This window comes from Streptomyces sp. NPDC016845, from assembly GCF_044332585.1.
In the GTDB taxonomy this organism is placed as follows: Bacteria; Actinomycetota; Actinomycetes; order Streptomycetales; family Streptomycetaceae; genus Streptomyces.
Genome location: NZ_JBIRPI010000011.1, coordinates 92,610 through 116,101 on the forward strand (window position 1 = coordinate 92,610; position 23,492 = coordinate 116,101).

Here is a 23,492-nt window from a genome sequence, read left to right on the forward strand (position 1 = left end):
CGCCTCAGCCGCGTACCCCGAGCCCCCGGAGCAGCATCGGCAGCGAGGCGTGCAGCTCCCGCTGCCAGTAAGCCCAGGTGTGTGTGCCCGCCCCGTAGAAGTGGGTGGTCAGACGGCGGGCGCCAAGGCGGTGGAGTTCGTCGGCGAGCGCGTGGTTCTGCCGGTCGAAGTCCGCTTCGAGGGCGTCGGTGGCGCCCGGCTGGTCCAGCGGGCCCGCGGTGCCGTCGCCGCACGAGAGGTAGACGGGCAGAGCCGTGAGGCGCCGGGCCAGGTGGTACGGGTCGTGGGCGGCCCAGACGGCGCGCTGCGCGACGGGGTCGCCCCAGACCTTGCGCGGGTCGTCGCCCTGGCCCGCGAAGAAACCCATGATCCGGTCGACGGACTCGTCGTTCAGGAGCGGGTGCGCGGAGCCGGAGTAGGCCGCGGCGGCCCTGAACATGCCCGGGTGCCGGGCGGCGTACATGAGGGCGCCCTGGCCGCCCATGGACAGACCCGCGACGACGCGGCGGCCGCCCGCGCCCCAGTCGCTCTCCAGGAGCCCGCGCAACTCCTCGGTATGGAAGGTCTCCCAGGCCGGGGCGCCGCCCTCGCCGTAGTTCCACCAGTCGCTGTACCAGCCGTTCCAGCCCGCCTCCGGCATGACGACGAGGACGTTCCGCAGGTCCTCGGTCCCGGCGACGTCGGTCCTGCTCGTCCAGGACGTGTAGTCACCGCAGCAGCCGTGCAGCAGCCAGAGCGTCGGCCAGTGCCGCTTGCGGTCCTTCGGGTTCCAGCCGTCGGGCGTCAGGAGGCGGACCTTGACCGTGCGATCGCCGAGCGCGGAGGACCGTACGGACAGATCCACCTGGCGCTCGGCGACCTGGGTGACACCGACGACCTCGGCGCCGCCCCGGCCCTCGGCGGCGACGGCGGGGGTGTGGGGCAGGAGAGTGAAGAGCAGCGCGGCGACGACGAGCAGCAGACGTCTCGCGCGGATGCGGCGGTACGGGGTGGCGGTCATGGCGGCTCCCGTCGAAGGTCACATGGATCGGCCGAAGGTCGCATGGGTCGGCCGGGGGTGATCAGCAGGGCGTCACCCGCGGGGCGTTCACCCGTCGCGTCGGACGGGTCGTTGATGACCTGTTCACGAACCCCCCACGGGACACCGCTCGACGGACGACGAGCAAGGATTACGGGCGCGGGAGCCCCCGCAGCACGGGCGCGGGAGCCCCCGCAAACGGTGCGGCTGGTCGAGACCACCCGTCAAGGCATGTACACGCAATTCATCCGGCCGTCGCGCGCCGCTCCCCGCGCGGCCGTCTACGCCGAAGGCGGCGCCGTGCTCTTGCGTACGACCAGGCTCGTCGCCAGTTCGAGCCGCGTCGTCACCGGTTCCCGCACGCGGAGCCGCATCAGCATCTGCACCGCCTCCTCGGCCATCTGCCGCAGCGGCTGGTGCACCGTGGTCAGGGCCGGGCTCGACCACTGGGCCAGGGGCACGTCGTCGTAGCCGACGATCGACAGGTCCTCCGGGACGCGCAGGCCACGCAGGCGGGCGGCCTCCAGGGCGCCGAGCGCCTGGAGGTCGCTGCCCGCGAAGATCGCGGTCGGCGGGTCGTCCCGGTCGAGCAGGTCCACGGCGCGCTCGCGGCCGCCCTCGACGTGGAAGTCGCCGTACCGCACGAGCGCGGGGTCGGCGGGGAGGCCGGCCATGCTCAGCGCGGAGCGGTAACCGTCCAGGCGGGCCAGGGAACAGAGCATGTCGCCGGGCCCGGTGATGATGCCGATGCGCCGGTGGCCGAGTTCGATCAGGTGCCGGGTGGCGACGAGGCCGCCGTTCCAGTTGGCCGAGCCGACCGAGGGCACGTCCGGGTCGGGGTCGCCCGCCGGGTCGATGATGACGAACGGGATGGAGCGCGAGCGCAGCCGCTGCTTGACCTCGGTGGGCAGCGCCGAGAAGACCAGGACGACACCGCGCGGCCTGCGCTGGAGCACGCCCTCGATCCACTCGGGGCCCGGCGCCTGCCGCGTACCGCTCTCGGTCAGGACCACGCTCGCCTGGTGCGCCTTGGCGACCTTCTCCACACCACGGATCAGCTCCAGGGCCCACACGCTCTCCAGCTCGTGGAAGACCAGCTCGATGAGCGGGGCCTCCCGGGCGGCGCGGGTCGTGCGCCGGTAGGCGTGCTCCTCCAGGAGGCGCTCCACCTTCACACGTGTCCGCCCGGCGACGTCCTGACGCCCGTTCAGCACTTTCGAAACTGTCGAAATGGAGACCCCCGCCTCCTGAGCCACTTGCGCCAGGGTGATGCGGCCCAGTTCCTCGTCCTCTCGCATGGTGAGGAGCATAAGGCACCGCCAACTTTCCCCGCCTCGTAACGCTTTGATAACTCGCTGACGCGGGGTTGACCCCTCTACGGGCGACACCTAGCGTCCCGGCGTGTGAACTTTCGGCACATTGACCGAAAGAGTTTCGAAAGGCGAAACCATGACTCCACGCGTACGGTTGCCGAGAACTGTCGTCGCCGGCGGTGCCGTTCTGACCCTGCTGCTCACTCTCGCCGGGTGCGGCGGCTCCGACTCGGTCGGTGACGGTGACGGGAAGATTCACGTCCTGGTGTACGGGGACTCGGCCAACAAGGTCGAGAAGCAGCTGATCGCCGACTTCAACAAGAAGTCCGACGTCAAGGCGGTCCTGGACACCATCCCCGGCGCCGAGTACCAGGCGAAGCTGCAGACGATCATCAGCAGCAAGCAGGCCCCGGACGTCTTCTACAACTGGGGCGGCGGCTCCATCAAGCCGTTCGTCGACGCCGGTCTGCTGCTCCCCCTGGACGACTTCATCGCCAAGGACCCGAAGCTCAAGTCCAACTTCCTGCCGTCGGTGTTCAACAGCGCCACGGTCGACGGCAAGCCGTACGGCATACCCATGCGCGGCACCCAGCCGGTGCTCCTCTTCCACAACAAGAAGGTCCTCGACGAGGCGGGTGTCACCCCGCCCGCGACCTGGGACGAACTGCTCGCCGCGGTCAAGAAGCTGAAGGCCGGGGGCGTCACGCCGATCGCGCTCGGCGGCGGCGACCAGTGGCCGACGCTCATGTGGTTCGAGTACCTCTACGACCGCATCGCGGGCCCCGGCCTGTTCGACAAGGCGCTCAAGGGCGACAAGTCGGCGTGGGAGAGCGCCGACAGCAAGAAGGCGCTCTCGATGATCCGCGAGCTGGTCGACGCCGGGGCGTTCGGCAAGAACTACGACTCCGTGAAGTTCACCGACCAGGGCTCGCCCACCCTGCTCGCCACCGGGAAGGCCGCCTTCGAGCTGATGGGCTCGTGGGAGTACTCGACCCAGCAGGAGGCGCACCCCGAGTTCGCGAAGAAGGACTTCGGGTACACCGCGTTCCCGACCGTCTCCGGCGGCAAGGGTGAGCAGGACAACCTCGTCGGCAACACCAACAACTTCTACTCGGTGCTGAAGAAGACGAAGCACCCCGAGGCCGTCGCCGAGTTCCTGAAGATGCAGTACTCGGACGCGTTCGTGAAGGCCCACCTCGGCATCGGCAACCTGCCGACCACGACCAACACGGCGGACCACCTGGACGAGGCGGCCAGCCCCGACTACGCCAAGTTCCAGTACGACCTCGTGAAGAAGGCGCCCTCCTTCCAGCTGTCGTGGGACCAGGCCTATCCGCAGTCCGCGTCGACCGCCATGCACCAGGCCGTGCAGCAGTTCTTCAACGGCTCCATCGACGAGGACGGCTTCGTCAAGGCGATGCAGGCCCTGCCCACGTCATGACCAGCGACCTCATCACCGAGCGGCGCCCGGCCGGGAAACGTGAGGGCGTCCCCGCGGCGCCCCCGCGCCGGAAGAACAAGGAGTACGGCGCCGGGGTGGGCCGCCCCGGCGTCGGCTGGGCCGTCCCCGCCGCGGTCTTCTTCGGCCTGTTCGCGCTCGTCCCGCTCATCCTGGTCGCCGTCCTGTCCTTCGCGAGCTGGAACGGACTGACCGACCCGGAGTTCGTCGGCCTCGACAACTGGCGCAAGATCTTCGACGACCCGGTGCTGCTCCAGAGCCTCTGGCTCAGCGTGCTCCTCACCGTGCTCGGCGTCGTCGTACAGACACCGCTCAGTCTCCTGCTCGGCGTCTGGGCGGCGGGCCACCAGCGCAACCGGGCCATCCTGTCCGCCATCTACTTCGTGCCGCTGCTGCTGTCCGCCGCCGCCGTGTCCGTCCTGTGGCGGGCCGTCCTCGACCCGAACTTCGGCGTACCGGCACAGGCCACCTGGCTGTTCGGCGACGGCAACCTCTTCGGCCACCAGGCCAGCGCCATCGGCGTCCTGGTCTTCGTCAGCACCTGGCAGTTCACACCCCTGCACACGCTGATCTACCAGGGCGCGGCCCGCGCGGTGCCGCCGGTGCTCTACCAGGCGGCGCAGATCGACGGCGCGGGCACGGTCCGCCAGTTCTTCCACATCACCCTGCCGCAGCTGCGCAACTCCATCATCACCTCGGGAATCCTGATGGTGGTCGGCGGCCTCACGACGTTCGACACGGTGCTGATCCTCACCCAGGGCGGCCCCGGCACGGACACCACCATCAGCGCGTACTACATGTACCAGAAGGCGTTCAAGAGCTTCGACTACGGCTCGGCCTCCGCGGTCGGCCTCCTCCTCGTCCTCGTCGCCACGATCGTCTCGCTCGTCATGGTGCGGCTGTCCGGCTACGACAAGATGCGCAGCCAGATGGAGGGCCTGTGAGCATCGCCAAAACCACGGCGGGCCGTCGTCAGCGACCCAACTACCTCGCCGGCTTCTCCTCGCTGATCTGGCTGTTCCTGGTCGGGCTCCCGCTGTACGTGATGCTGGTGGCCACGTTCCAGTCGCGCGCCGACTACGGGGCGAGCGGTCCGCTCTCCCTCCCCCACCACTTCACACTCGACAACTACACCGCCAATTTCAACAGCGGCTTCGGCCAGTACTTCTTCAACACGTTCGTCGTCACGGTCTGCGTGGTCGGCATCGTGCTGCTGCTCGTGCCGCCGCTCGCGTACGCCATCGTGCGCGGTACGGGACGGCTGACCGGCGGGGTGTTCCGGCTGTTCCTGCTCGGACTCGCGATCCCCGCGCAGGCCGTCATCGTGCCGATGTTCTACGTGATCAGCGAGGCAGGGCTCTACGACAACCTCATCGGCGTCATCCTGCCGACGGCCGCCTTCGCCATGCCCGTGTGCACCCTCATCCTGACGGGCGCCATGCGGGACATCACGTCCGAGCTGTACGAGGCCATGACCATGGACGGCGCGACCCCGTGGCGGATCTTCTTCCGCCTGGTCCTTCCGCTGTCCCGCAGCGGCCTGTCGACCATCACCGTCTACTCCGCGCTCCAGGCGTGGAACGGCTTCCTCTTCCCGCTCGTCCTGACGCAGTCCGCGGACACCAAGGTCATCACCATGGGTCTCTTCGACTTCCAGACCGAGCACGGTGTCGACATCCCCGGCCTGCTCTCCGCGGTCGTGCTGTCCATGCTCCCCATCCTGATCGTCTACCTGTTCGCCCGTCGCGCCCTGGTCCAGGGGCTGATGGGAGTCGGAGGAAAGTGACCGACCACATGACCCGAGCGGCCCAGGAACCCGGCCCGTCCGCCACCCCGCTGTGGCGCGACCCGGGCGCCTCCCCCGGCGACCGGGCCGACGCCCTGCTCGCCGCGATGTCCCTCGACGAGAAGATCGCCCAGCTCTACGGCGTCTGGGTGGGCGCCTCCGCGGAGGGCGGCGACGTCGCCCCCTACCAGCACGACATGGAGGAGGCGGTCGACCTCGACGAGCTGCTTCCGCAAGGGCTCGGCCAGCTGACCCGGCCGTTCGGGTCCGCGCCCGTCGACCCGGCCCTCGGCGCCCTCTCCCTCGCCCGCACCCAGCGCCGGATCGCGGCGGCGAACCGGTTCGGCATCCCGGCGCTCGCGCACGAGGAGTGCCTCTCCGGGTTCGCCGCCTGGGGCGCGACCGCGTACCCGGTGCCGCTGTCCTGGGGCGCCACCTTCGATCCGGACCTCGTGCGGGAGATGGCGGCGGCGATCGGCCGCGACCTGCGCGCGGTCGGCGTCCACCAGGGCCTCGCCCCGGTCCTGGACGTCGTGAGGGACATGCGCTGGGGCCGCGTCGAGGAGACGATCGGCGAGGACCCCTACCTCGTCGGCACCGTCGCCACCGCCTACGTCCAGGGCCTGGAGTCGGCGGGCGTCGTCGCCACGCTGAAGCACTTCGCCGGCTATTCGGCGTCGCGGGCCGGGCGCAATCTGGCGCCGGTCTCCATGGGGCCGCGCGAGTTCGCCGACGTGGTGCTCGCACCGTTCGAGATGGCGATCCGGGAGAGCGGTGTGCGGTCGGTGATGCACGCCTACACCGACACGGACGGCATGCCCTCCGCCGCCGACGAGCGGCTCCTGACCGGGCTGCTGCGCGACACGTGGGGCTTTGCCGGGACGGTCGTCGCCGACTACTTCGCCGTCGCGTTCCTCCAGACCCTGCACGGGGTGGCGGGCTCGCTCGGCGATGCGGCCGGTACGGCGCTCGCGGCCGGCGTCGACGTGGAGCTTCCGACGGTCAAGGCGTTCGGCGAGCCCCTGCGCAAGGCGATCGCGGACGGGCTCGTCCCCGAGGACCTGGTGGACCGCGCGGCTCGCCGGGTCCTCGCGCAGAAGGCCGAGCTGGGTCTGCTCGACCCCGACTGGGACCCCGCCCCGGCGGCCCTCGCGGGCGTGGATACGGAAGACGCGCGCGGGACGGTCGACCTGGACCCGGCGGGCAACCGTGACCTGGCCCGCCGGGTCGCGGAGGAGGCGGTGGTCCTGGTGACCAACGACGGGACGCTTCCCCTCGCCCCGGCGCCTCGCATCGCCGTGATCGGCCCGCTCGCGGACGTCCCCACGGCGGTCCTGGGCTGCTATTCGTTCCCCGTGCACGTCGGCAGCCGTACGCCCGGCACGCCGGACGGCATCGAACTGCCCACGCTGCACGAGGCGTTGGCGGCGGAGTTCCCGGGGAGTGAGATCGTCACGGCCCCGGGGCTCGACGCGGTGGACGCCGAGCGCGGGGACGGCTTCGCGGCCGCCGTCGAACTCGCGCGGGGCGCCGACATCGTCGTAGCCGTACTCGGCGACCGGGCCGGGCTGTTCGGGCGCGGCACCAGCGGCGAGGGCTGCGACGTCGCCTCGCTCACCCTGCCCGGGGCGCAGCAGGAGCTGCTCGACGCGCTTCTGGACACGGGCACACCTGTGGTCCTGACGCTGCTGGCGGGACGCCCCTACGTCCTCGGCCGCGCGGTCGAGGAGGCCGCCGCCGTCGTGCAGACCTTCTTCCCCGGCGAGGAGGGCACGCGCGCGGTGGCCGGCGTCCTCAGCGGCCGGGTACGTCCCTCGGGCCGGCTCCCGGTCGGTGTGCCCCGGCAGTCCGGGGCGCAGCCCGCGACGTATCTCGCGGCGCGCCTCGGGCACGCCTCCGAGGTGTCGAACCTGGACCCGGGCCCGGCGTTCGGCTTCGGGCACGGTCTGGCGTACACGACGTTCGAGTGGACGGACCTGGAGGTGCCCGCTCAAGTGGCGCCCACCGACGGGCATTTCGAGCTGGCGTGCACGGTGCGCAACACCGGCACGCGGCCCGGCACCGAGGTCGTGCAGCTCTACCTGCACGATCCGGTCGCCTCGGTCGTCCAGCCCGTGCAGCGGCTCGTCGGTTACGTACGCCTCGACGAACTGGCGCCGGGCGAGGCGGTCCGGGTCCGCGCGCGGGTCCCCGCCGACCTGGCCTCCTTCACCGGCCGCGCGGGGCGGCGCGTCGTCGAACCCGGCGATCTGGAGCTGCGCCTGAGCGCGTCGAGCACGCGTCCGCTGCTGACGGCGCGGGTGACGCTGACCGGGGCGGTGCGGGAGGTCGACCACGGGCGGGCCCTGCATGCCCGGTTCACGGCGGAGAGGGTGCCCGGCGCCTGAGCGCCTGCACGTGCCCCAGCCACGTGTGCCCCGGCCCGGAACAGGCTGGGGCACACGTGTGATCCTCAGACCGCGCCCTCCACGTACCGGGCCAGTTTCGCCAGCGCCATACGGGTGCCCGTCTCGTTGTCCGCGGCGGGAACGGCGTCCGGGACGCCCGTATGGACGAGGAGCACGTCGGTGCCGCCCTCGGCCGGGGTGAGTGTGGTGGTCATGGTCATGGTGGTGCGCAGCGCCGGGTCGTCGGTCTCGAAAGCCAGCTCCTCGGCGACCAGTTCGTCCACGACCAGCCGGACGAACGTGCCGGAGTACGTGTCGGTGTGCGCGTCCGACTTCCCGGTGGCGGTGGGGGTGTCGTAGGCGAGCGAGACGCGGAACCGGCCGCCCTCGCGCGCCTCGAAGGTGTGGACGTGGCCGCGCATCCCGTCCGGTGTCCGCCACGCGGCGACCGCGTCCGCGTCGAGGAGCGCACGGTAGACGGCGGCGGGCGGGGCGGCGACATGCCGGGACATCCGTGTCTCGTACATGGCGCAAGGCTAGCCGCGTCAGTAGCGGTCCGCCGCGCCCAGATACTGCTCGGCGAACGCGGCGGCGGCGTGCCGTGAGGTGAACAGGCGGCGCAGCCGGGCCAGTGTGGTGCCCGTGCGGAACGGGTCGCCCGTGGCCGTGCCGTGGTAGAGCTCCGAGAGCCACTGCGAGAACTCCTGGTAGTCCCAGACGCGGCGCAGGCATGCCTGCGAGTACCCCCGCAACAGACCCTCGGCGTCCGGCGCTCCATGGACGTGGGCCGTGAGGGCGTCGCCGAGGAGGAACGCGTCGTGCAGAGCGAGGTTCATGCCCTTGGCGGCGATGGGGGCGACGAGGTGTGCGGCGTCCCCGGCCAGGAAGAGGCGGCCGTGGCGCATCGGCTCGACGACGTAGTCGTGCATGTCGAGGACGCGTTTCTCGATGAGCGGGCCCTGGACGAGGGGCGCGGCGCCGTCCGCCGCGAGGCGCCGGCGGAGCTGGTCCCAGACGCGCTCATCGGACCAGCCGTCCGGGTCGTCGCCGGGCGGGCACTGGAGGTAGTAGCGGGTGACGTCGGGGCTGCGCGGCATCTGGCCCGCGAACCCGTCGGGGTGCATGCCGAACAGCACGCGGTCCGCCGAGGGCGGCGCCTGTGCGAGCAGCGCCAGCCAGCCGATGCCGTAGTCGTGGCGCGCGACGCGGATCCGGTCGGCGGGCAGCGCGGCCCGAATCGCTCCGCGCGCGCCGTCGCACCCGGCCACGAAGTCGCACCGCAGGATCTCGCGGCGGCCGGTGCCGGGGCAGGTGTACGAGACCGAGGGGTGGTCCGTGTCGATGTCGTGCGGCTGTACGTCGCGGACGGCGAAGCGGATGTCACCGCCGCGCACCTCGGCGTACTCGCGCACGAGGTCGGTGACCAGGAGCGGCTGGGGGTAGACGAAGTGGTGACTGCCCGTCAGTTCGCCGTACGGGAACGGGTGCCGCTCGCCCTCGAAGCGGAACTCGCACGCGGTGTGGCGCTCCGCGCGCGCGAGGAGGTGCTTGGCGAGGCCGCGCCGGTCCAGGCCGCGTACCGCCCACTCCTCGATCACGCCCGCGCGCGGCCGCTGCTCGATGAAGGCTCGGGTCTCGCACTCCAGGATCACGCAGTGGATCCCGCCGGCGCGCAGGATGTTGCCGAGGGTGAGCCCGGCGGGTCCTGCTCCCACGATCACGACCGGGACGTGGTTCCCATGGTTCCCGCGATTCTCGGAGGGGGTCACGCGGCCATTATGGCGACGGTCCCGGTCCGCGCCAGGCCCTCGGTCCACGGAGTGCTCACGGGGTGTCGCCCTGCCAGACGAAGCGGCGCCCGTCGGTGTCCAGGGGCCCGTACACGGCGCGGCCTCCCGGTCCGAACGCGGCCAGTTCGGTCGGCAGGGCGACGGCGGTGGACGCCCGCTCGGCGGGCCGGTCCGTGACGTCCAGGAGGAGCCCGTCCAGCGGACCGCCGATCAACTGCGCGTAGGCACGACCGGGGCGCGGACCCGCGTCCTCGTGGTCCGCGCCGTACACCCTGCCGCGCATGAGCTCCTGTTCGTCCATGCCCCCACCCTCGCAGCCGCCACTGACAACGGCCGATGAGGCAGACTCCCCGCATGAGTGACGGCATGAGTGACGGCATGAGCGAGACCGGACAGAAGACTGACCTGCTCCTCTATCTGCAGCAGGCCCGTGACGCCTTGCTGTGGAAGCTCGAAGGGCTGTCGGAGTACGACGTCCGGCGCCCGCTGACACCGACGGGGACCAACCTGCTCGGCCTGGTCAAGCACGCGACCATGGTGGAGCTGGGCTACCTCTGCGACGTGTTCGGCAGGCCGCACGACGTGCCGATGCCGGACCCGGACGAGGACCTGTACGCCACCGCCGACGAGTCGCGCGAACTGGTCGTGGACTGTTACCGGCGGGCCTGGGCGCACGCCGACGCCTCGGTGCGTGAGCTGCCGCTCGGCACGGTCGGCTCGGTGCCGTGGTGGCAGGAGGGCAAGCGGGAGACGACGCTGCACCACCTCCTGGTCCGGGTGCTCGGCGACACGCAGCGCCACGCCGGGCACGCCGACATTCTGCGGGAGGGCCTGGACGGGGCGGTGGGCTGGCGCGCGGACAACGACAGCCTGCCCTCGCGGGATCCGGCGTACTGGCGGGGATACCACGACCGGCTCCAGAGCCTGGCCGAGCAGGTCAGGGACGCGTAGGGCCCGGTCAGCCTTGGCGGTGGCGGAGCAGCAGCATCGCCGCGTCGTCGTGCAGCGGCCCCTTCGCGTGGTCCACGAGGTCGGTGCGCAGTCGCTCGATGGCGGCCTCCGCGTCGGGGTCCTTGAGCAGGGCCACGCGGTCGGCGAGGGGGTAGAAGTCCCCGGCGCCGTCGCGCGCCTCGCTCACCCCGTCCGTGTAGAGGAGGAGCTGGTCGCCGGGGGCGAAGTCGACGGAGTACGGGGCGGGCTGCTCCCCGCCCTCCACGCCGATGCCGAGCGGCAGCGCGTACGCGGGCGGTTCCGGGAAGAGGGTGGAGCCGTCGGCGCGGACGATGAGCGGCGCCGGGTGGCCGAAGTTGAGGAACCTGACGTGCCGGCCGCCCGCCGGGACCTCGACGAGCAGGGCGCTGACGAACCGCTCGCCCTCCAGCTCCCGGTCGACCGCGCGGGCCAACCGGCGCCCCAGTCCGGCCAGTTCGGGTTCGTCGTGGGCGGCTTCACGGAAGGCGCCGAGGACGAGCGCCGCCGTCTCCACCGCTTCGAGGCCCTTGCCCTGTACGTCGCCGATGAGGGCCCGCGTCGCACCGGCGGCGACCACGACCTCGTACAGGTCGCCGCCGATACGGGCCTGTGCGACGGCGGAGGTGTAGGAGACGGCGACGCGCAGTTCGCCCGCGACGCGGGGCACGGGCCGCAGCAGGACGCGCTGGGCGACCTCGGCGATGGAGCGGACGCTGGCCAGTTCGGCGTCGCGCCGCTGCCGTAACGCGACGGCGAGCAGGCCCGCCGCGGTGACGCCCGCGATGCTGATCGACGCGATGTAGACGCGCCGTCTGCCCAGTTCGCCCTCGCAGGCGGCGAGCATGACGCAGAGCAGGACGGCGAGGGCGCCGATGCGGGCGGTGCGCCGCTTGCTGCCGACGAGGCCCGCGAAGGCGGGGCCGAGCGACATCAGGGGCATGAGGCCGAATCCCGAGGGCGTGGCCAGTTCGACGACGGCGACGAGCGCCATCACGTAGTACGGCAGGGCGGGCAGCACCCGCCCGTCACGGCTTGTCGGCACGTTCATCGCATCGCTCCCCCGCCCGGACGCCTGGTCAGTCGCTTCCGTCGGTTCCTGAGCGTATGCGTGTTTTCTTGGGGCTTCATGAGTCTGGAGCGATGTCGTTACCCGATCGCAGTGCGGGGTGCCTTTTCGGCCGCCGACGGCGCTGATCGAGGGCGTACCCGTGAGCAGGGGCACACCCGTCAAGGCCGTACCCGCTCCGACGGCGGCCTGACGGCGCGGGCCGCCGAGTGCAGCGACTTCAGCGCGACGAGCAGGATCCCGATGTCGTCGAGGTAGATGGGGTCGGGAAGCAGGTCGACCGGGGAGATCGTGTACACCACGGCGGTCCAGAACAGGGCCTTGCTGCGCATCGGGATCCCCGCGTCGACCAGCAGCTTCCGCGCCTGGAAGACGCGTACGAGGAGGTAGAGCGCGGCGATCAGCATCACCACGGCCGCCACCGCCGCGAGGACGAACCACGTATTGCCGTCCATCAGTCGTCCACCCCTGTCCCGGTACCGCTCCGGACACCCGCGCTCACGGCAGGATGGAGTCCACGTACCCGCCGTCGACCCGGACCGCACCTCCGGTGGTCGCCGAAGCCTGGTCGGAGCTGAGATAGACGACCATGTTGGCGATCTCCTCCGGCTCGATCAGGCGCTGGAGCAGGGACTGCGGGCGGTGCTCGCGCATGAAGGCGCGCTGCGCCTCGTCCCAGGGCAGATTTCGGTCGACAAGTTCGTACACGAAGTCCTCGACGCCGCCGGTGTGGGTGGGGCCCGCGAGCACCGAGTTCACCGTGACCCCCGTGCCCGCGGCCCGCTTGGCGAAGCCGCGGCTCACGGAGAGCAGGGCCGTCTTGGACATGCCGTAGTGGATCATCTCGGCGGGGACCACGACCGCCGAGTCGCTGGCGATGTACTGCACCCGGCCCCAGCCGCGCTCCATCATGCCGGGCAGGAACAGGCGGGTGAGGCGGACGCCCGCGAGGACGTTGACCTCGAAGTAGCGCCGCCACTCGTCGTCGCTGATCTCCAGCGGTTCGGCGGAGCCGAAGATGCCGAGGTTGTTGACCAGGATGTCGACCTCGGGAAGCGCCTCGGCGGCGCTGCGGGCGCCTTCCTCGGTGGCGACGTCCGCGACCACCGGCACCAGCTCCGCGCCGGGCGTCCGCGCGGCCAGCTCCGCGATCGCCTCCTCCACCCGGCCGGCCGAACGTCCGTTGACGCCGACGCGCGCCCCGGCCCGCGCCAGACCCGTGGCGATGGCCGCGCCGATCCCCTGCGTGGAGCCGGTGACCAGGGCGTTACGCCCCTTCAGATCGATCCGCATGTTCCGTCTCCTTTGTTCCGTGTCCTCTGCGTGGCGGGGGGTGCTGCGGCGGGCGAGGATGTGGACCGAGAGGGGGGCGCAACCGATCCGAGGAGGCCGACGCCGTGCTCATCATCGCCGCGATGGTCCTGGGAGCGCTCAGCGTGGTCTGCGTGGGCGTCATCGTCCGCCGGTGCGCGACGGACGACATCACCCTCGGCCCGCCGGTCCTCGCGCTCCTGGCGGCCTTCACCTCGGTCGCCCTGATGCTGACGGCGACCGCGTACGGGCGCTGAGCGCTCCGCGGGAAGGGCCGCGACAGGTGTGCGGCCGACCCGCTCAGAGCCGGCCGGGGCTCTCGGCGTCCTCGGCGTCCTCGTCGACCACGTGCACCGCGGCCTCCTCCGCCGACGCGGCACCGCCGTCGATACCGACGTCCTCGGCCAGCATGTCCTTCTCGGCGTCCTCGTGGGCGCCCTCGTCCGGGGCCAGGAGGCGGCCCGCGCGGTCCTCGCCGACCTCGTCGTCGAGCGGTTCGCCCTCGCCGCCCTCCAGGTCGCCGATCTCGTCGTCGTCCTCGTCGCCGGACTCCAGGGCCTCGTACTCGTCCACGACGGGGTCCGGGCGCTCCTCGGCGAGGCGCTCGTCCAGGGTCTCGCCGTCGCGCTGCTCGGCGGACGTGGTGCCCTTGTGATCCACGCCCAGCGGCCGCTCCGGCGGCGAGTAGCCCTCGTCGTGCGGGTCGACGCCACGGTCCGTCAGGGTGTCCTCCGCCTCCAGGACGCCTTCGTCGTCACGCGCCTCCGGCTCGTCGCTCGGCTGGTAGACCTCGTCGCCCATGAGCGCGTCGTCGTTCCCGTCGGTCATGCCGTGTCACCTCGTCTCTTTCCGCCCCGTAGGACTCCGTCCCCGTTCCGTCACGTAACCAGCCTGCGCCAGGTCACGCATGTCGGCCGCTTATCCGCTCATCCGGGGCGCAATCACCTCACGTCAGATGAGGCTCGGACGGGTGCGGCACCACGACTATCTGCACGTCGTCCTCGTAGACGACGCGGCCGGGGTCGGCCGAGACCGCCCGGCGCCAGGCGACGCCGTGCGCGTCGAGGATCTCCAGGTAGCCGGGGAGCCGCTCGAAGAGATGCGTGGCCGTCGGTTTGAACCAGGCCGCGGCGTCCGGGTTGACCGCGGGGTCGTAGACCGTCGGGTCGACGGTGGAGGGGTCGGTGTACGCGGCGTCGTACCAGGAGTTGTTCCCGCGCCGGAACCGCTCCTGCTCCGGGGTGAGCCGGCCGGCCCGGCCGAGGTTGTTGACCAGGCCGAACACCCCCTTGTGGCGGCCGTGTTCATCGGGCGTGGCCGCTTCGTAGCGCGCGTACTCGATCGTCATCGGGAGATCTTTTCACGTCCAGCTCATTGACAGGCTCATGCGGCATGGAGAAATTGGCTGAGCCAATCGACCAATCGGAGTTCGCCGATGTCCGCAGAGCTGCTCTCCATCCTCGTCCTGGCCGTCATCTTCGTCATAGCCACCACCCGCTCCGTCAACATGGGCGCCCTCGCCTTCGCCGCCGCGTTCGCCGTGGGCGGGCTCGCCGCCGACCTCGACGCGGACGCCGTGTTCGCCGGGTTCCCCGGGGACCTGTTCGTCGTCCTCGCCGGGGTCACGTACCTCTTCGCCATCGCCCGCGCCAACGGCACGACCGAGTGGCTGGTGCACGCCTCGGTCCGCATGGTGGGCGGCCGGGTCGCGCTCATCCCGTGGGTCATGTTCGCCGTCACCGCGGCGCTCACCGCGATCGGCGCCGTCAGCCCGGGGGCGGTGGCGATCGTGGCGCCGCTCGCGCTCGGCTTCGCCGCGCAGTACGGGATCAGCCCGCTGCTCATGGGGATCATGGTGGTGCACGGGGCGCAGGCGGGCGGTTTCTCCCCGACCAGCGTCTACGGCTCGACGGTCAACAGCATCGTCGACCGCGAGCACCTGCCGGGCAACGAGGGCGCCCTCTTCCTCGCGAGCCTCGTCGTGAACACGGTCGTGGCGGGGATCGTGTACGTGGTTCTGATGCGGCGCGGCGGTGTTCCCGCCCGGGTGCCGGAGCGTGCCGCGGTGGCGGTGGGCGGTTCCGGTGGCGGCACCGGCAGTCCCGGAAATTTCGGCAGTCCTGGCAGTCCCGGCAGCCCGGAAGAGGTCGGACCGGCCGATCCGGGTCTGCCCCGGGAACTCCGGGAACCCCGGGAATTCCGGGAACCCCGGGAACCCCGGGAACTGCCGGACGTCCCGCGCCTGGACGGCCCCCGCATCGCCACCCTCACGGGCTTGGTCGCGCTGGTCGTCGGCGCGCTCGTCCTCGACCTCGACGTAGGTCTGACGGCCATCACCATCGCGGTGGTCCTCAGCGTCGTATGGCCGGCGACCAGCAAGACCGCGGTCGCCGACATCTCCTGGACCACCGTCTTCCTGATCTGCGGTGTCCTCACCTACGTCGGCGTCCTGGACGAGATGGGCACGATCAAGTGGGCCGGCGAGGGCGTGAGCGACATCGGGGTCCCGCTGCTCGCGGCGCTGCTGCTCTGCTACATCGGCGCAATCGTCTCGGCGTTCGCCTCGTCCGTCGGCATCATGGGCGCGCTGATCCCGCTGGCGGTGCCGTTCCTCGCGGCGGGCGAGGTCGGCGCGGTGGGCATGGTGGCGGCGCTCGCCGTCTCGGCGACGGTGGTCGACGTCAGCCCGTTCTCCACCAACGGGGCGCTGGTCCTGGCCAACGCGGAGGACGTCGACCGGGACCGGTTCTTCCGGAAGCTGATGCTCTACGGCGCGGGGGTCGTGATCGTCGCCCCGGCGGCGGTGTGGCTGGCGTTCGTGGTGCCGGGGTTCGGCTGAGACCTGCCACCGCGATGAGCAGCAGCACGGTCTCGACGGGCAGGGCGCCGTGCGTCGAGACCGTGTCGGCGAGCGAGGGCCCCGGCACGTACGCGGTGACGAGCCAGGGGTGCTCCCTGATCAGGTGTGGGCGCCCGCCCCCAGTTCGACATCGTGGCGCACCGTTCCCGACGGGCCCGCCACGGTGACCAGTTCGGCGCGCGGCGTGTGCCGGGAGCCGGAGATCACCAGGGTGTGCGTGCCCGGCGGCAGGGCTTCCACCACGTAACGTCCGCCGGTGACCGGCGACTTGGCGAGGCGCTTGCCGCGGGCGCTGATGACCGTCACCCAGGCGGGGCAGCCGTCGGGGTGCGCCGCGCAGTGGACGCTGCCCTCGACGCGGGCGGCGCCGGTGCGGGCGGGCTCGCGGTGCCGCGGTTCGTTCCAGGCGGCCACGAGGGAGCGGGTGCGCCGCTGCATCGGGGTGGCAAGGGCCTGCGCGGTGCGGCCTTCGGCGGCGACGGGGAGGCCGGCCTGTTCGGCGTAGGCGGCGAGGGTCTCGTCGAGGGCGTCGAGCTCGCGCAGCGCGGTGGCCAGGCGGCGGGCGCGGGGTCCGGGTGCGGCGGGGGCGAGTTCGGCCTCCAGCTCACGGACGAGCGGACTGATGCGACGCCAGGCGCCGGGGCCGGTGCCGGGGCCAGTGCCGGTACGGGTAGCCGTACCCGTATCCGTACCGCTACCGGCCTCCGCCCCCTCCTGTTCGCCGCCGCTCGCGAAGAACCGGTCCAGCTCCTTGAGCGACGCGGTGAGGGTCGTGGTGATCAGCCGCGCGCGCTCGGCCAGGCGGGGTGCCAGGTCCACGTCGATGTCGGCGGCGACGGCGAGCGCCCTGGCGTGGCCGGTCGCGGTGGCGAGGAGCGCCGCGCGGTGCTCGGCGGCGGGTCCGCGCACGCCGAGCGGCATCCGCACGAGGGGCCGTACGACGCTCTGCACCTGGCTGAGGGCGGCGTCCACCGCGCGGGCGGCGCCGCGCAGGCGGACCGGCTCGTCCGGCCGGGACCAGCGCTGCTCCACCTGCGCGATCACCTGGGCGAGCGCGTCGACGTAGCCGCGTTCGGCCTCCTTGACGACGGTGCGGCGCGACAGCGGGAAGATCAGGGCGGCGCAGGCGGTGGCGACGAGTACGCCGATGCCGTTGTCGAGGAGCCGCTCGCCGAGCAGGTGGTTCATGCCGCTGTCTGGCGTGGTCAGGGCGTAGAGCTGGACGAGGGCTACGACCAGGCCGACGACCCAGCAGGCGTAGGCGCGCTGCATGCCCCAGGCGCCGAAGGCGAGCCCGGCGACGATGACGGCGAGGGTGGCGTAGACGTGGTCGCGGCCGATGAGGTGCAGGACGACGATGCCGAGGACCGCGCCGATGACGGTGCCGACCATGCGGTGGCCGAACTTGCGCAGGCGTTCGTGGGTGGTGTTGGTGCCGAACAGCGTGATCATGACGCCGACCAGGCCCCAGTAGAAACGGTGCGGGTCGATGGCGTCGGCGATCGGGCAGACGACGGCCGCGGCGACGGCGGCGTGCGCGGGGACGCGGACGAACGGGATGGCGCGGCGCCAGCCGGTCTCCGAGCCCGCGGCGAGGACGCGCCGGGCGGGGCCCGCCGAGCCGGGCAGCCGGTTGTTCTCCAGGGCGACGGTGGGCTGGAAGGGGACGTCGGCTGCGCTGGTGGAGGTGGTGTGGCCGACGGTGAGCCAGTTGCGCAGGGAGTCGGCGAGCGACTCCAGGAGGTGGCCGATGCGGCGGGCGAGGACGGCGGCCTCGACGTCGTCGGCCGGGGCGGCGGCGTCCCGCAGGATCGCCTCGGCGCCGTCCTGGATCCGGGCCGCGACCGGGCGGAGCCCTTCGGCCTGGCCGAGCGGGGTGTCGCGGGCCAGGACGAGGCCGACGGCGAGCGCTTCGCGCAGGGGTCCGGGGACGGGGCGGCGGGTCAGTTCGGTGGTGGCCTGGCCGATGCCGCGCAGGGCGAGTTCGGCGTCGAAGAGGTGGCGGTGCAGGAGTTCCGCGGCGGCCGGGTCGGCGGCGATCTCGGGCTGGGCGAGGCGGCCGTCGATGGTGACGGTGGTGATGTTCAGGCGGCGCAGGGAGCGGTCCATGCGGCGCACCGCGCGCTCGGGGTCGGCGTCGGGGTCGAGCGCGTCGACGGCGGCGTCGGCCACCCGCCGCGCCTCCACGACGAAGGCCCGCTGCGTACGGAGCAGGTCCTCGCGGGGCATCGGGTAGCACAGCAGCAGGCGGGTGGCGAGGACGGCGGCGGCGGAGACCAGGGCGACGGCGAACGCCTTGCCGACGAGCGCGGCGGGGATGCCCGCGAGCATGCCGACCATCAGGCCGTTGAACAGCATCATGCCGGTGATCAGGGCCAGCGGCCCGAACCTGGCGAGGAAGAACGTCAGCGCGAGCGCGCTGATCATCAGGACCATCTGCGTGGTGCGGTGCCCGTTCAGGCTCGCGCACAGCCACAGTACGGCGGTGTACGGGAACGGCATCCACAGGATGGCGCGGGCGAGCCGGTCCCAGGTGTTCTCGGCGACGGCGAACGCGCTCATCAGGCCCATCATCCCGGCGACCATCATGCCGATCATGTCGGGGATGTGGAGCGCCTCGGCCATGGCGTAGCCGACGGCGAGCGAGGTGACCATGGCGACGAGGGACCGCCAGCCGGCCTGGAGCTGGCCGAGCCCCGGGTCGGCCGCGAGCACCCAGTCCCACCATCTGCGTGGGCCCGCGACCCGGTGGGGGGCGAGGTCCGCGGCGGCGACCGGGTGCGGGGTCGCGGTGTCCGGCAGTGTGTCCGGGGTGGTCAACTGGCCTCCGATTCCATGGAACGGACGAGTACGGCGATGGCTTCGCGCGCGGTGCGGACCGCGCGCTCGGAGTCGTCGATGCCGCCGTCGAGGGTGCCTTCGAGGGCGGTGAGCAGGGCCGTGGCCATCCGCTGGCGGCCGCGTTCGAGCAGGTCGCGGCCGTCGGTCGTGAGCGACGTCCGTACCGCGCGCCGGTCGTCGGGGCAGCGGTGGCGCTCCACCAGACCGGCCTCCGCGAGTTTCTGCAGGATCACGGTGACCCGCGGCTGCGCCATGCCGGTGGCGGCGGCCAGCTCGGTCACGCGGCGCGGGCCCGCCTCGAGCGCGTCGAGGAGGGCGACCTGGCTGCGGGTGAGCCCGTAGTCACCGGCCCGGAAGAGGGCCTGGGTCAGCTCTCCGATCCCGCGGAGCAGGCCCCGGGCGGCGCCTTCGATGCGCAGCGCCCCGGCGGACCCCTCAGCGGGCGCTTCGGCAAGCGCCTCAGCGGACTCCGAGGATAGATGCATATGGAAATTATATACATGCGATATACAAACACTTGACCGGGGCCCATCGGCCCTCCCCCGGCCGCCCCCGCGGTGGGAGAATCCGAGCGTGGACGGAGGGATCCTCGAGCGGGATCTCGAACTGGACCGGCTGGCGCGCGCCGTACGGGAGGCCACGGCCGGTGCGGGCTCCGTCGTGCTCGTGCTCGGCGAGGCGGGGATCGGCAAGTCGTCCCTGGTGCGAGCGGTGCCAGGGGTACTGCCGCCCGGCGCCAGATTCCTGGTCGGGCAGTGCGACGACCTGGCCACGGGCCGCCCCCTCGGACCCCTGCGCGACCTGGTCGGCAGCGTCGGCACCGAGCTGGCGCGGGCGCTGCGCGACGCCGGCGACCGGCACCGGGTGCACGAGGCGCTCCGCGCCGAGCTGGCCGGCGCCCCGCACCCCGCCGTCCTGGTCGTCGAGGACGTGCACTGGGCCGACGAGGCGTCGCTCGACGCCCTGCGTTATCTCGTGCGCCGCGTCGAGAAGCTGCCCGCCGTGCTCGTCCTCACCTACCGCGACGACCAGCTGGGCCGCGGCCACCCGCTCCGGCAGCTCCTCGGGCTCGTGTCGGGCGCGGCCCGGGTGCACCGGCTGCCGCTGGCCCCGCTCTCGCCCGACGCCGTACGCGTCCTGAGCGCGGCGGCGGAGCTCGATCCGGCACACGTCTACACGGTGACCTCGGGCAATCCGTTCTTCGTCGCCGAGGTGATCGCGGCGGGCGACACGGGCGACGTGCCGCCGACCGTCGTCGACGCCGTACTGGCTCGGCTGCGCGGCCTCACCGACGCCACCAGGGACGCCCTCGAACAGCTGGCCGTGGTGCCGTCGGCGGTGGAGCGGCCGCTCGTGGACACCCTCCTTCCCCGGGGCGACGACGCGCTCGCGGCGGCCGAGCGGGCCGGGCTGCTCGTCGTGGCCGTGGACCGGGTGACGTTCCGGCACGAGATCATCCGGCGCGCGATCATCGACTCGCTGCCCACCGCGCGCCGCATCGCGCTCGACCGGGCCGTGCTCGCCGCGCTGGCCGCGACCGCGGGCGCCGACCCGTCCCGGATCGTGCACCACGCTGCGGCGGCCGGGGACGCCGGGGCGGTGGCGCGGTTCGGCCCCGGGGCCGCTCAGGACGCCACGCGGGCGGGCGCGCACCGGGAGGCCGCCGCCCATCTGCGGCTCGTCCTGCGCCACCGGCACCACTTCGGCGCGGCCGAACGCGCTGACCTGCTCGAGCGGTTCGCGGTGGAGAGCTACACCATCGGGGACTCGGAGGCCGCCGTCTCCGCACAGCGCGACGCCGTCGCGCTCCGCCGCGAACAGGGTGATCTGCGCGCGCTCGGCGCGGACCTGCGCTGGCTGTCGCGCATCCACTGGTGGGCGGGGGACGCGGCCGAGGCGGAGTCCGCCGCGCGCGAGGCGCTCGATGTGCTGGAACAGGCCGGTGACAAGCGGCTGTTGGCGCTCGCGCTGAGCAACACCGCCCAGCTGCGCATGCTGGCCGACGAGTACGCGCAGGCCGTCGACTACGGCGAGCGGGCGATGGCGCTCGCCCGCTCGGTCGACGACAAGCCGATCCTCACGCACGCGCTCAACAACGTCGGCAGCGCCCGCTGGCGCTCGGGCGACCCGTCCGGGCAGCGGCAGCTGGAGGAGAGCCTGCGGGTGGCGCTCGGCGCCGGTGAGGTGGACCACGCGTGCCGCGCCTACGCCAACATCGTCTGGTTCCTCCTCGACGACCTGCGCCTCACCGACGCCGACCGGTTCCTGACACCCGCGATCGACCTCGCGGACCGCGCCGAGCATCTGGGGTTCCTCACCTACTTCGAGGTCGAGCGGGCGCTGCACCGGTTCGCCGCGGGCGACTGGGCGGCGGCCGAACGGTTCGCGCTGCTCGGCACCGACGTGTTCCCGCCCGCCCGCTGCCCCGCGCTCACCGTCCTCGCCCGCATCCGCATCCGGCGCGGCACGCCCGGCGGCGACGACCTGCTCGACAAGGCGTGGCGGATCGCCGTCGGCACCCGGGAGCTCCAGCGCACCGCGCCGGTGGCGGCGGCGCGCGCGGAGGCCGCCTGGCTGCGCGGCGACCCGGCGGGCGTCCTCGAAGCCGTCGAACCGGTCCGCGCCCACGCCGGACAGCTGCCCGCCCCGCCGCAGCTGCCCGAACTCGGCTACTGGCTCACCAAAGCGGGCCGGGCCGTGGCACCGGGCGACTCCGGGCACCCGTACGCGCTCCAGGCGGCGGGCCAGTGGGACAAGGCGGCCCGGCTCTGGCAGGAGGCCGGTTTCCCGTACGAGCACGCGGCGGCCCTCGCGGAGAGCCCGGACCCGGCGGTCAAGCTGAACGCGCTCGCGACGCTGGACGCGCTCGGCGCGCTGCCGCTGGCCCGCCGGGTCCGGGCCGAGCTGCGGGCGCTCGGTGTGCGGCACGTGCCGCGCGGTCCGCACGCGACGACGCGGCGCAACCCCGCGGGCCTGACGCCACGCCAGCTCCAGGTCGTCCGGTTCCTGGCGGAGGGGCTCACCAACCAGGAGATCGCGGACCGGCTCGTCGTCTCCGTCCGCACGGTCGACAACCACGTCCGCGCGGTCCTGGAGAAGCTCGACGCGCCCACCCGGCACCGGGCCGCCGCCCGCGCGCGAGAGCTCGGACTGCTCGACGCGGACAGAACGTAGGTAGCCGTCACGCCAGAAGTGAGTACCCGGCGCGCATGCCGGGCAGCGGTCCACGCCCGTAGAACGGGCATACCACACTCATCGTCTCCGGGGGCCCGCATGACCATCACACCTGCCCAGGCAGCGACACGCGAACTCGCCGACTTCAGCGGGGAGTTGATCGGGCCGCAGGACTCCGCGTACGCGGAGGCGCGCGCCGTCTACAACGCCATGATCGACCGGCGTCCGGCGCTCGTCGCGCGCTGCGCCGACGCCGCCGACGTCACGCGCACCATCGGCTTCGCCCGCCGCCACGGCCTTCCGCTCGCCGTGCGCGGCGGGGGCCACCACGGCGCGGGGCTCGGTACCTGTGACGGCGGGGTCGTCGCGGACCTGTCGCCGATGAACGCGGTCGAGGTCGACGCCGCCGCCCGCACCGTACGCGTCGGCGGCGGCGCCACCTGGGGCCTGGTCGACGCGGCCACGCACGAGCACGGCCTCGCCACGCCCAGCGGCATCATCTCCACCACCGGTGTCGGCGGGCTCGCGCTCGGCGGCGGCCTCGGCCACCTCACCCGCCGCTTCGGCCTGACCGTCGACAACCTCCTCGCCGCGGACGTCGTCCTGGCCGACGGCACACAGGTGCGCGCGGACGCCGACGAGAACACGGACCTGTACTGGGCAATCCGGGGCGGCGGCGGCAACTTCGGCGCCGTCACCGCGTTCACGTTCCGGCTGCACGAGCTGGCCACGGTCGTCGCGGGTCCCACCTTCTGGCCGGCCGAGCAGGGCGCCGAAGTCCTCGCCGCCTACCGGGACTTCATCCCGTCCCAGCCCCGCGACGTCAACGGCTTCTTCATGTACGCGACCGTGCCGCCCGCGCCGCCGTTCCCCGAGGAGCTGCACCTGCGCAAGGTGTGCGCCGTCGTCTGGTGCCACACGCACGACGACGCGGAGGCGGCGGGGAGGGCGATGGCCCCGTTCCTCGACGCGGTCCCCGAGCCGCTCCTCCACGCGGTCGCGCCGATGCCGCACCCGGCGCTGCAGTCGATGTTCGACGGGCTCTACCCGCCCGGCGACCAGTGGTACTGGCGGGCCGACTTCGTGCGGGACATCCCGGACGAGGCGGTGGCGCTGCACGCCAAGTTCGGGCCCGAGGTGCCGAGCATGCAGTCCACGATGCACCTCTATCCGATCGACGGCGCCGCGCACGACCACGCCGCCTCCGACACCGCCTTCCACTACCGGGACTCCCGGTGGGCGAGCGTCTACGCGGGCGTCGACCCCGACCCGGCCAACGCCCGGCTGATCAAGCGCTGGACGGTCGACTACTTCGAGGCGCTGCACCCGTTCTCGGCGGGCGGCGCCTACGTGAACATGATGATGGACGAGGGGCAGGAGCGCGTACGCGCAGGCTACCGGGGCAATTACGCCCGGCTCGCCCGTATCAAGGCGGCGCTCGACCCGGAGAACGTGTTCCGTCTCAACCAGAACATCGAGCCGGATCCGGCGGCCGGACCCTGACCTGACCTGGCC

Annotated in this window: 21 protein-coding genes; 9 read left to right on the forward strand and 12 right to left on the reverse strand. The window is 72.6% G+C overall.

Translation table 11 applies throughout. The features are described 5' to 3' along the window. Positions 1-4: 4 nt before the first annotated feature. Together ACH4RC_RS25175 and ACH4RC_RS25180 are read right to left on the reverse strand one after the other, a co-directional pair. A complete protein-coding gene (locus ACH4RC_RS25175) occupies positions 5-1,000 on the reverse strand; it encodes an alpha/beta hydrolase (RefSeq protein WP_398204883.1) in 996 nt (331 codons plus the stop codon). 299 nt (positions 1,001-1,299) lie between these two features. Then, positions 1,300-2,328 carry a LacI family DNA-binding transcriptional regulator gene (locus tag ACH4RC_RS25180; protein ID WP_398204886.1) on the reverse strand — a complete coding sequence of 343 codons (1,029 nt, stop codon included), beginning with the start codon at positions 2,326-2,328 and terminating at the stop codon, positions 1,300-1,302. Positions 2,329-2,467: 139 nt separating this feature from the next. Between ACH4RC_RS25180 and ACH4RC_RS25185 the strand changes: the two genes are divergently transcribed. Genes ACH4RC_RS25185 through ACH4RC_RS25200 form a run of 4 tightly spaced genes read left to right on the forward strand, consistent with a single transcriptional unit; the run spans position 2,468 to position 7,963 of the window. Next, positions 2,468-3,772 carry an ABC transporter substrate-binding protein gene (locus tag ACH4RC_RS25185; RefSeq protein WP_398204888.1) on the forward strand — a complete coding sequence of 435 codons (1,305 nt, stop codon included), beginning with the start codon at positions 2,468-2,470 and terminating at the stop codon, positions 3,770-3,772. Continuing rightward, complete coding sequence (locus tag ACH4RC_RS25190; RefSeq protein WP_398204891.1) at positions 3,769-4,734, forward strand: carbohydrate ABC transporter permease; 966 nt, start codon at positions 3,769-3,771, stop codon at positions 4,732-4,734. The genes ACH4RC_RS25185 and ACH4RC_RS25190 overlap by 4 nt, the downstream gene beginning before the upstream one ends. Before the next feature lie 2 nt (positions 4,735-4,736). After that, positions 4,737-5,576: a carbohydrate ABC transporter permease gene (locus tag ACH4RC_RS25195; RefSeq protein WP_398205167.1), complete on the forward strand. Its 840-nt coding sequence runs from the start codon at positions 4,737-4,739 to the stop codon at positions 5,574-5,576. A gap of 8 nt (positions 5,577-5,584) precedes the next feature. Further along, positions 5,585-7,963 carry a beta-glucosidase gene (locus tag ACH4RC_RS25200; RefSeq protein ID WP_398204894.1) on the forward strand — a complete coding sequence of 793 codons (2,379 nt, stop codon included), beginning with the start codon at positions 5,585-5,587 and terminating at the stop codon, positions 7,961-7,963. A gap of 65 nt (positions 7,964-8,028) precedes the next feature. Here ACH4RC_RS25200 and ACH4RC_RS25205 read toward each other — a convergent pair whose 3' ends face one another. The 3 genes from ACH4RC_RS25205 to ACH4RC_RS25215 are packed head-to-tail and all read right to left on the reverse strand — an operon-like array spanning position 8,029 to position 10,054. Further along, entirely contained in the window at positions 8,029-8,490 is a 462-nt protein-coding gene (locus ACH4RC_RS25205) for an SRPBCC domain-containing protein (protein ID WP_398204897.1), read from the reverse strand. Positions 8,491-8,508: 18 nt separating this feature from the next. After that, the gene (locus tag ACH4RC_RS25210; RefSeq protein ID WP_398204900.1) at positions 8,509-9,732 is read right to left on the reverse strand and encodes a 4-hydroxybenzoate 3-monooxygenase; all 1,224 of its coding nucleotides are present in this window, start codon (positions 9,730-9,732) and stop codon (positions 8,509-8,511) included. A 55-nt stretch (positions 9,733-9,787) separates the two neighbouring features. Further along, the gene (locus ACH4RC_RS25215) at positions 9,788-10,054 is read right to left on the reverse strand and encodes a hypothetical protein (RefSeq protein WP_398204903.1); all 267 of its coding nucleotides are present in this window, start codon (positions 10,052-10,054) and stop codon (positions 9,788-9,790) included. Between the two features lie 77 nt (positions 10,055-10,131). On the opposite strand from ACH4RC_RS25215, the gene ACH4RC_RS25220 reads away from it, so the two are divergent. After that, positions 10,132-10,704, forward strand: a complete 573-nt coding sequence (locus tag ACH4RC_RS25220; protein WP_398205168.1) for a DinB family protein — start codon at positions 10,132-10,134, stop codon at positions 10,702-10,704. A 7-nt stretch (positions 10,705-10,711) separates the two neighbouring features. Here the strand turns inward: ACH4RC_RS25220 and ACH4RC_RS25225 are convergent, their stop codons facing one another. From ACH4RC_RS25225 to ACH4RC_RS25235, 3 genes are all read right to left on the reverse strand, one after another. Further along, the gene (locus tag ACH4RC_RS25225) at positions 10,712-11,773 is read right to left on the reverse strand and encodes a PP2C family protein-serine/threonine phosphatase (protein ID WP_398204905.1); all 1,062 of its coding nucleotides are present in this window, start codon (positions 11,771-11,773) and stop codon (positions 10,712-10,714) included. A 179-nt stretch (positions 11,774-11,952) separates the two neighbouring features. Further along, the gene (locus tag ACH4RC_RS25230; RefSeq protein ID WP_398204908.1) at positions 11,953-12,246 is read right to left on the reverse strand and encodes a YkvA family protein; all 294 of its coding nucleotides are present in this window, start codon (positions 12,244-12,246) and stop codon (positions 11,953-11,955) included. A 43-nt stretch (positions 12,247-12,289) separates the two neighbouring features. Then, positions 12,290-13,084, reverse strand: a complete 795-nt coding sequence (locus ACH4RC_RS25235) for an SDR family NAD(P)-dependent oxidoreductase (protein WP_398204911.1) — start codon at positions 13,082-13,084, stop codon at positions 12,290-12,292. A gap of 104 nt (positions 13,085-13,188) precedes the next feature. Here ACH4RC_RS25235 and ACH4RC_RS25240 point away from each other — a divergent pair, with 104 nt between their 5' ends. Further along, positions 13,189-13,359, forward strand: a complete 171-nt coding sequence (locus tag ACH4RC_RS25240; protein ID WP_398204914.1) for a hypothetical protein — start codon at positions 13,189-13,191, stop codon at positions 13,357-13,359. A 43-nt stretch (positions 13,360-13,402) separates the two neighbouring features. On the opposite strand, the gene ACH4RC_RS25245 is transcribed toward ACH4RC_RS25240, so the two are convergent. Then, the gene (locus tag ACH4RC_RS25245; RefSeq protein ID WP_398204917.1) at positions 13,403-13,930 is read right to left on the reverse strand and encodes a DUF5709 domain-containing protein; all 528 of its coding nucleotides are present in this window, start codon (positions 13,928-13,930) and stop codon (positions 13,403-13,405) included. Between the two features lie 118 nt (positions 13,931-14,048). Next, positions 14,049-14,450 (reverse strand): hypothetical protein, encoded by a 402-nt coding sequence (locus tag ACH4RC_RS25250; RefSeq protein ID WP_398204920.1) that lies wholly within the window; start codon positions 14,448-14,450, stop codon positions 14,049-14,051. A gap of 87 nt (positions 14,451-14,537) precedes the next feature. Between ACH4RC_RS25250 and ACH4RC_RS25255 the strand changes: the two genes are divergently transcribed. Beyond that, on the forward strand, positions 14,538-15,941 hold the full coding sequence (locus ACH4RC_RS25255) for an SLC13 family permease (RefSeq protein ID WP_398204923.1): 1,404 nt from the start codon (positions 14,538-14,540) through the stop codon (positions 15,939-15,941). A 120-nt stretch (positions 15,942-16,061) separates the two neighbouring features. On the opposite strand, the gene ACH4RC_RS25260 is transcribed toward ACH4RC_RS25255, so the two are convergent. Together ACH4RC_RS25260 and ACH4RC_RS25265 are read right to left on the reverse strand one after the other, a co-directional pair. Then, positions 16,062-18,782 carry an FUSC family protein gene (locus tag ACH4RC_RS25260; RefSeq protein ID WP_398204925.1) on the reverse strand — a complete coding sequence of 907 codons (2,721 nt, stop codon included), beginning with the start codon at positions 18,780-18,782 and terminating at the stop codon, positions 16,062-16,064. Continuing rightward, on the reverse strand, positions 18,779-19,288 hold the full coding sequence (locus tag ACH4RC_RS25265) for a MarR family winged helix-turn-helix transcriptional regulator (RefSeq protein WP_398204927.1): 510 nt from the start codon (positions 19,286-19,288) through the stop codon (positions 18,779-18,781). Before ACH4RC_RS25265 ends, ACH4RC_RS25260 begins: the two co-directional genes overlap by 4 nt. An 88-nt stretch (positions 19,289-19,376) precedes the next feature. On the opposite strand from ACH4RC_RS25265, the gene ACH4RC_RS25270 reads away from it, so the two are divergent. Together ACH4RC_RS25270 and ACH4RC_RS25275 are read left to right on the forward strand one after the other, a co-directional pair. Further along, positions 19,377-21,977, forward strand: coding sequence for an ATP-binding protein (locus tag ACH4RC_RS25270; RefSeq protein WP_398204928.1), 2,601 nt, complete (start codon positions 19,377-19,379; stop codon positions 21,975-21,977). Between the two features lie 99 nt (positions 21,978-22,076). Then, the gene (locus ACH4RC_RS25275; RefSeq protein ID WP_398204930.1) at positions 22,077-23,480 is read left to right on the forward strand and encodes an FAD-binding oxidoreductase; all 1,404 of its coding nucleotides are present in this window, start codon (positions 22,077-22,079) and stop codon (positions 23,478-23,480) included. Positions 23,481-23,492: the final 12 nt, after the last annotated feature.

Excerpts from the sequence above, each read along its gene's own strand:
- ACH4RC_RS25175 (WP_398204883.1), bottom strand. The coding sequence starts at position 1,000 with ATGACCGCCACCCCGTACCGCCGCATCCGCGCGAGACGTCTGCTGCTC.
- ACH4RC_RS25180 (WP_398204886.1), bottom strand. The coding sequence starts at position 2,328 with ATGCTCCTCACCATGCGAGAGGACGAGGAACTGGGCCGCATCACCCTG.
- ACH4RC_RS25185 (WP_398204888.1), top strand. The coding sequence starts at position 2,468 with ATGACTCCACGCGTACGGTTGCCGAGAACTGTCGTCGCCGGCGGTGCC.
- ACH4RC_RS25190 (WP_398204891.1), top strand. The coding sequence starts at position 3,769 with ATGACCAGCGACCTCATCACCGAGCGGCGCCCGGCCGGGAAACGTGAG.
- ACH4RC_RS25200 (WP_398204894.1), top strand. The coding sequence starts at position 5,585 with ATGACCCGAGCGGCCCAGGAACCCGGCCCGTCCGCCACCCCGCTGTGG.
- ACH4RC_RS25205 (WP_398204897.1), bottom strand. The coding sequence starts at position 8,490 with ATGTACGAGACACGGATGTCCCGGCATGTCGCCGCCCCGCCCGCCGCC.
- ACH4RC_RS25215 (WP_398204903.1), bottom strand. The coding sequence starts at position 10,054 with ATGGACGAACAGGAGCTCATGCGCGGCAGGGTGTACGGCGCGGACCAC.
- ACH4RC_RS25220 (WP_398205168.1), top strand. The coding sequence starts at position 10,132 with ATGAGCGAGACCGGACAGAAGACTGACCTGCTCCTCTATCTGCAGCAG.
- ACH4RC_RS25225 (WP_398204905.1), bottom strand. The coding sequence starts at position 11,773 with ATGAACGTGCCGACAAGCCGTGACGGGCGGGTGCTGCCCGCCCTGCCG.
- ACH4RC_RS25230 (WP_398204908.1), bottom strand. The coding sequence starts at position 12,246 with ATGGACGGCAATACGTGGTTCGTCCTCGCGGCGGTGGCGGCCGTGGTG.
- ACH4RC_RS25235 (WP_398204911.1), bottom strand. The coding sequence starts at position 13,084 with ATGCGGATCGATCTGAAGGGGCGTAACGCCCTGGTCACCGGCTCCACG.
- ACH4RC_RS25245 (WP_398204917.1), bottom strand. The coding sequence starts at position 13,930 with ATGACCGACGGGAACGACGACGCGCTCATGGGCGACGAGGTCTACCAG.
- ACH4RC_RS25250 (WP_398204920.1), bottom strand. The coding sequence starts at position 14,450 with ATGACGATCGAGTACGCGCGCTACGAAGCGGCCACGCCCGATGAACAC.
- ACH4RC_RS25255 (WP_398204923.1), top strand. The coding sequence starts at position 14,538 with ATGTCCGCAGAGCTGCTCTCCATCCTCGTCCTGGCCGTCATCTTCGTC.
- ACH4RC_RS25265 (WP_398204927.1), bottom strand. The coding sequence starts at position 19,288 with ATGCATCTATCCTCGGAGTCCGCTGAGGCGCTTGCCGAAGCGCCCGCT.
- ACH4RC_RS25275 (WP_398204930.1), top strand. The coding sequence starts at position 22,077 with ATGACCATCACACCTGCCCAGGCAGCGACACGCGAACTCGCCGACTTC.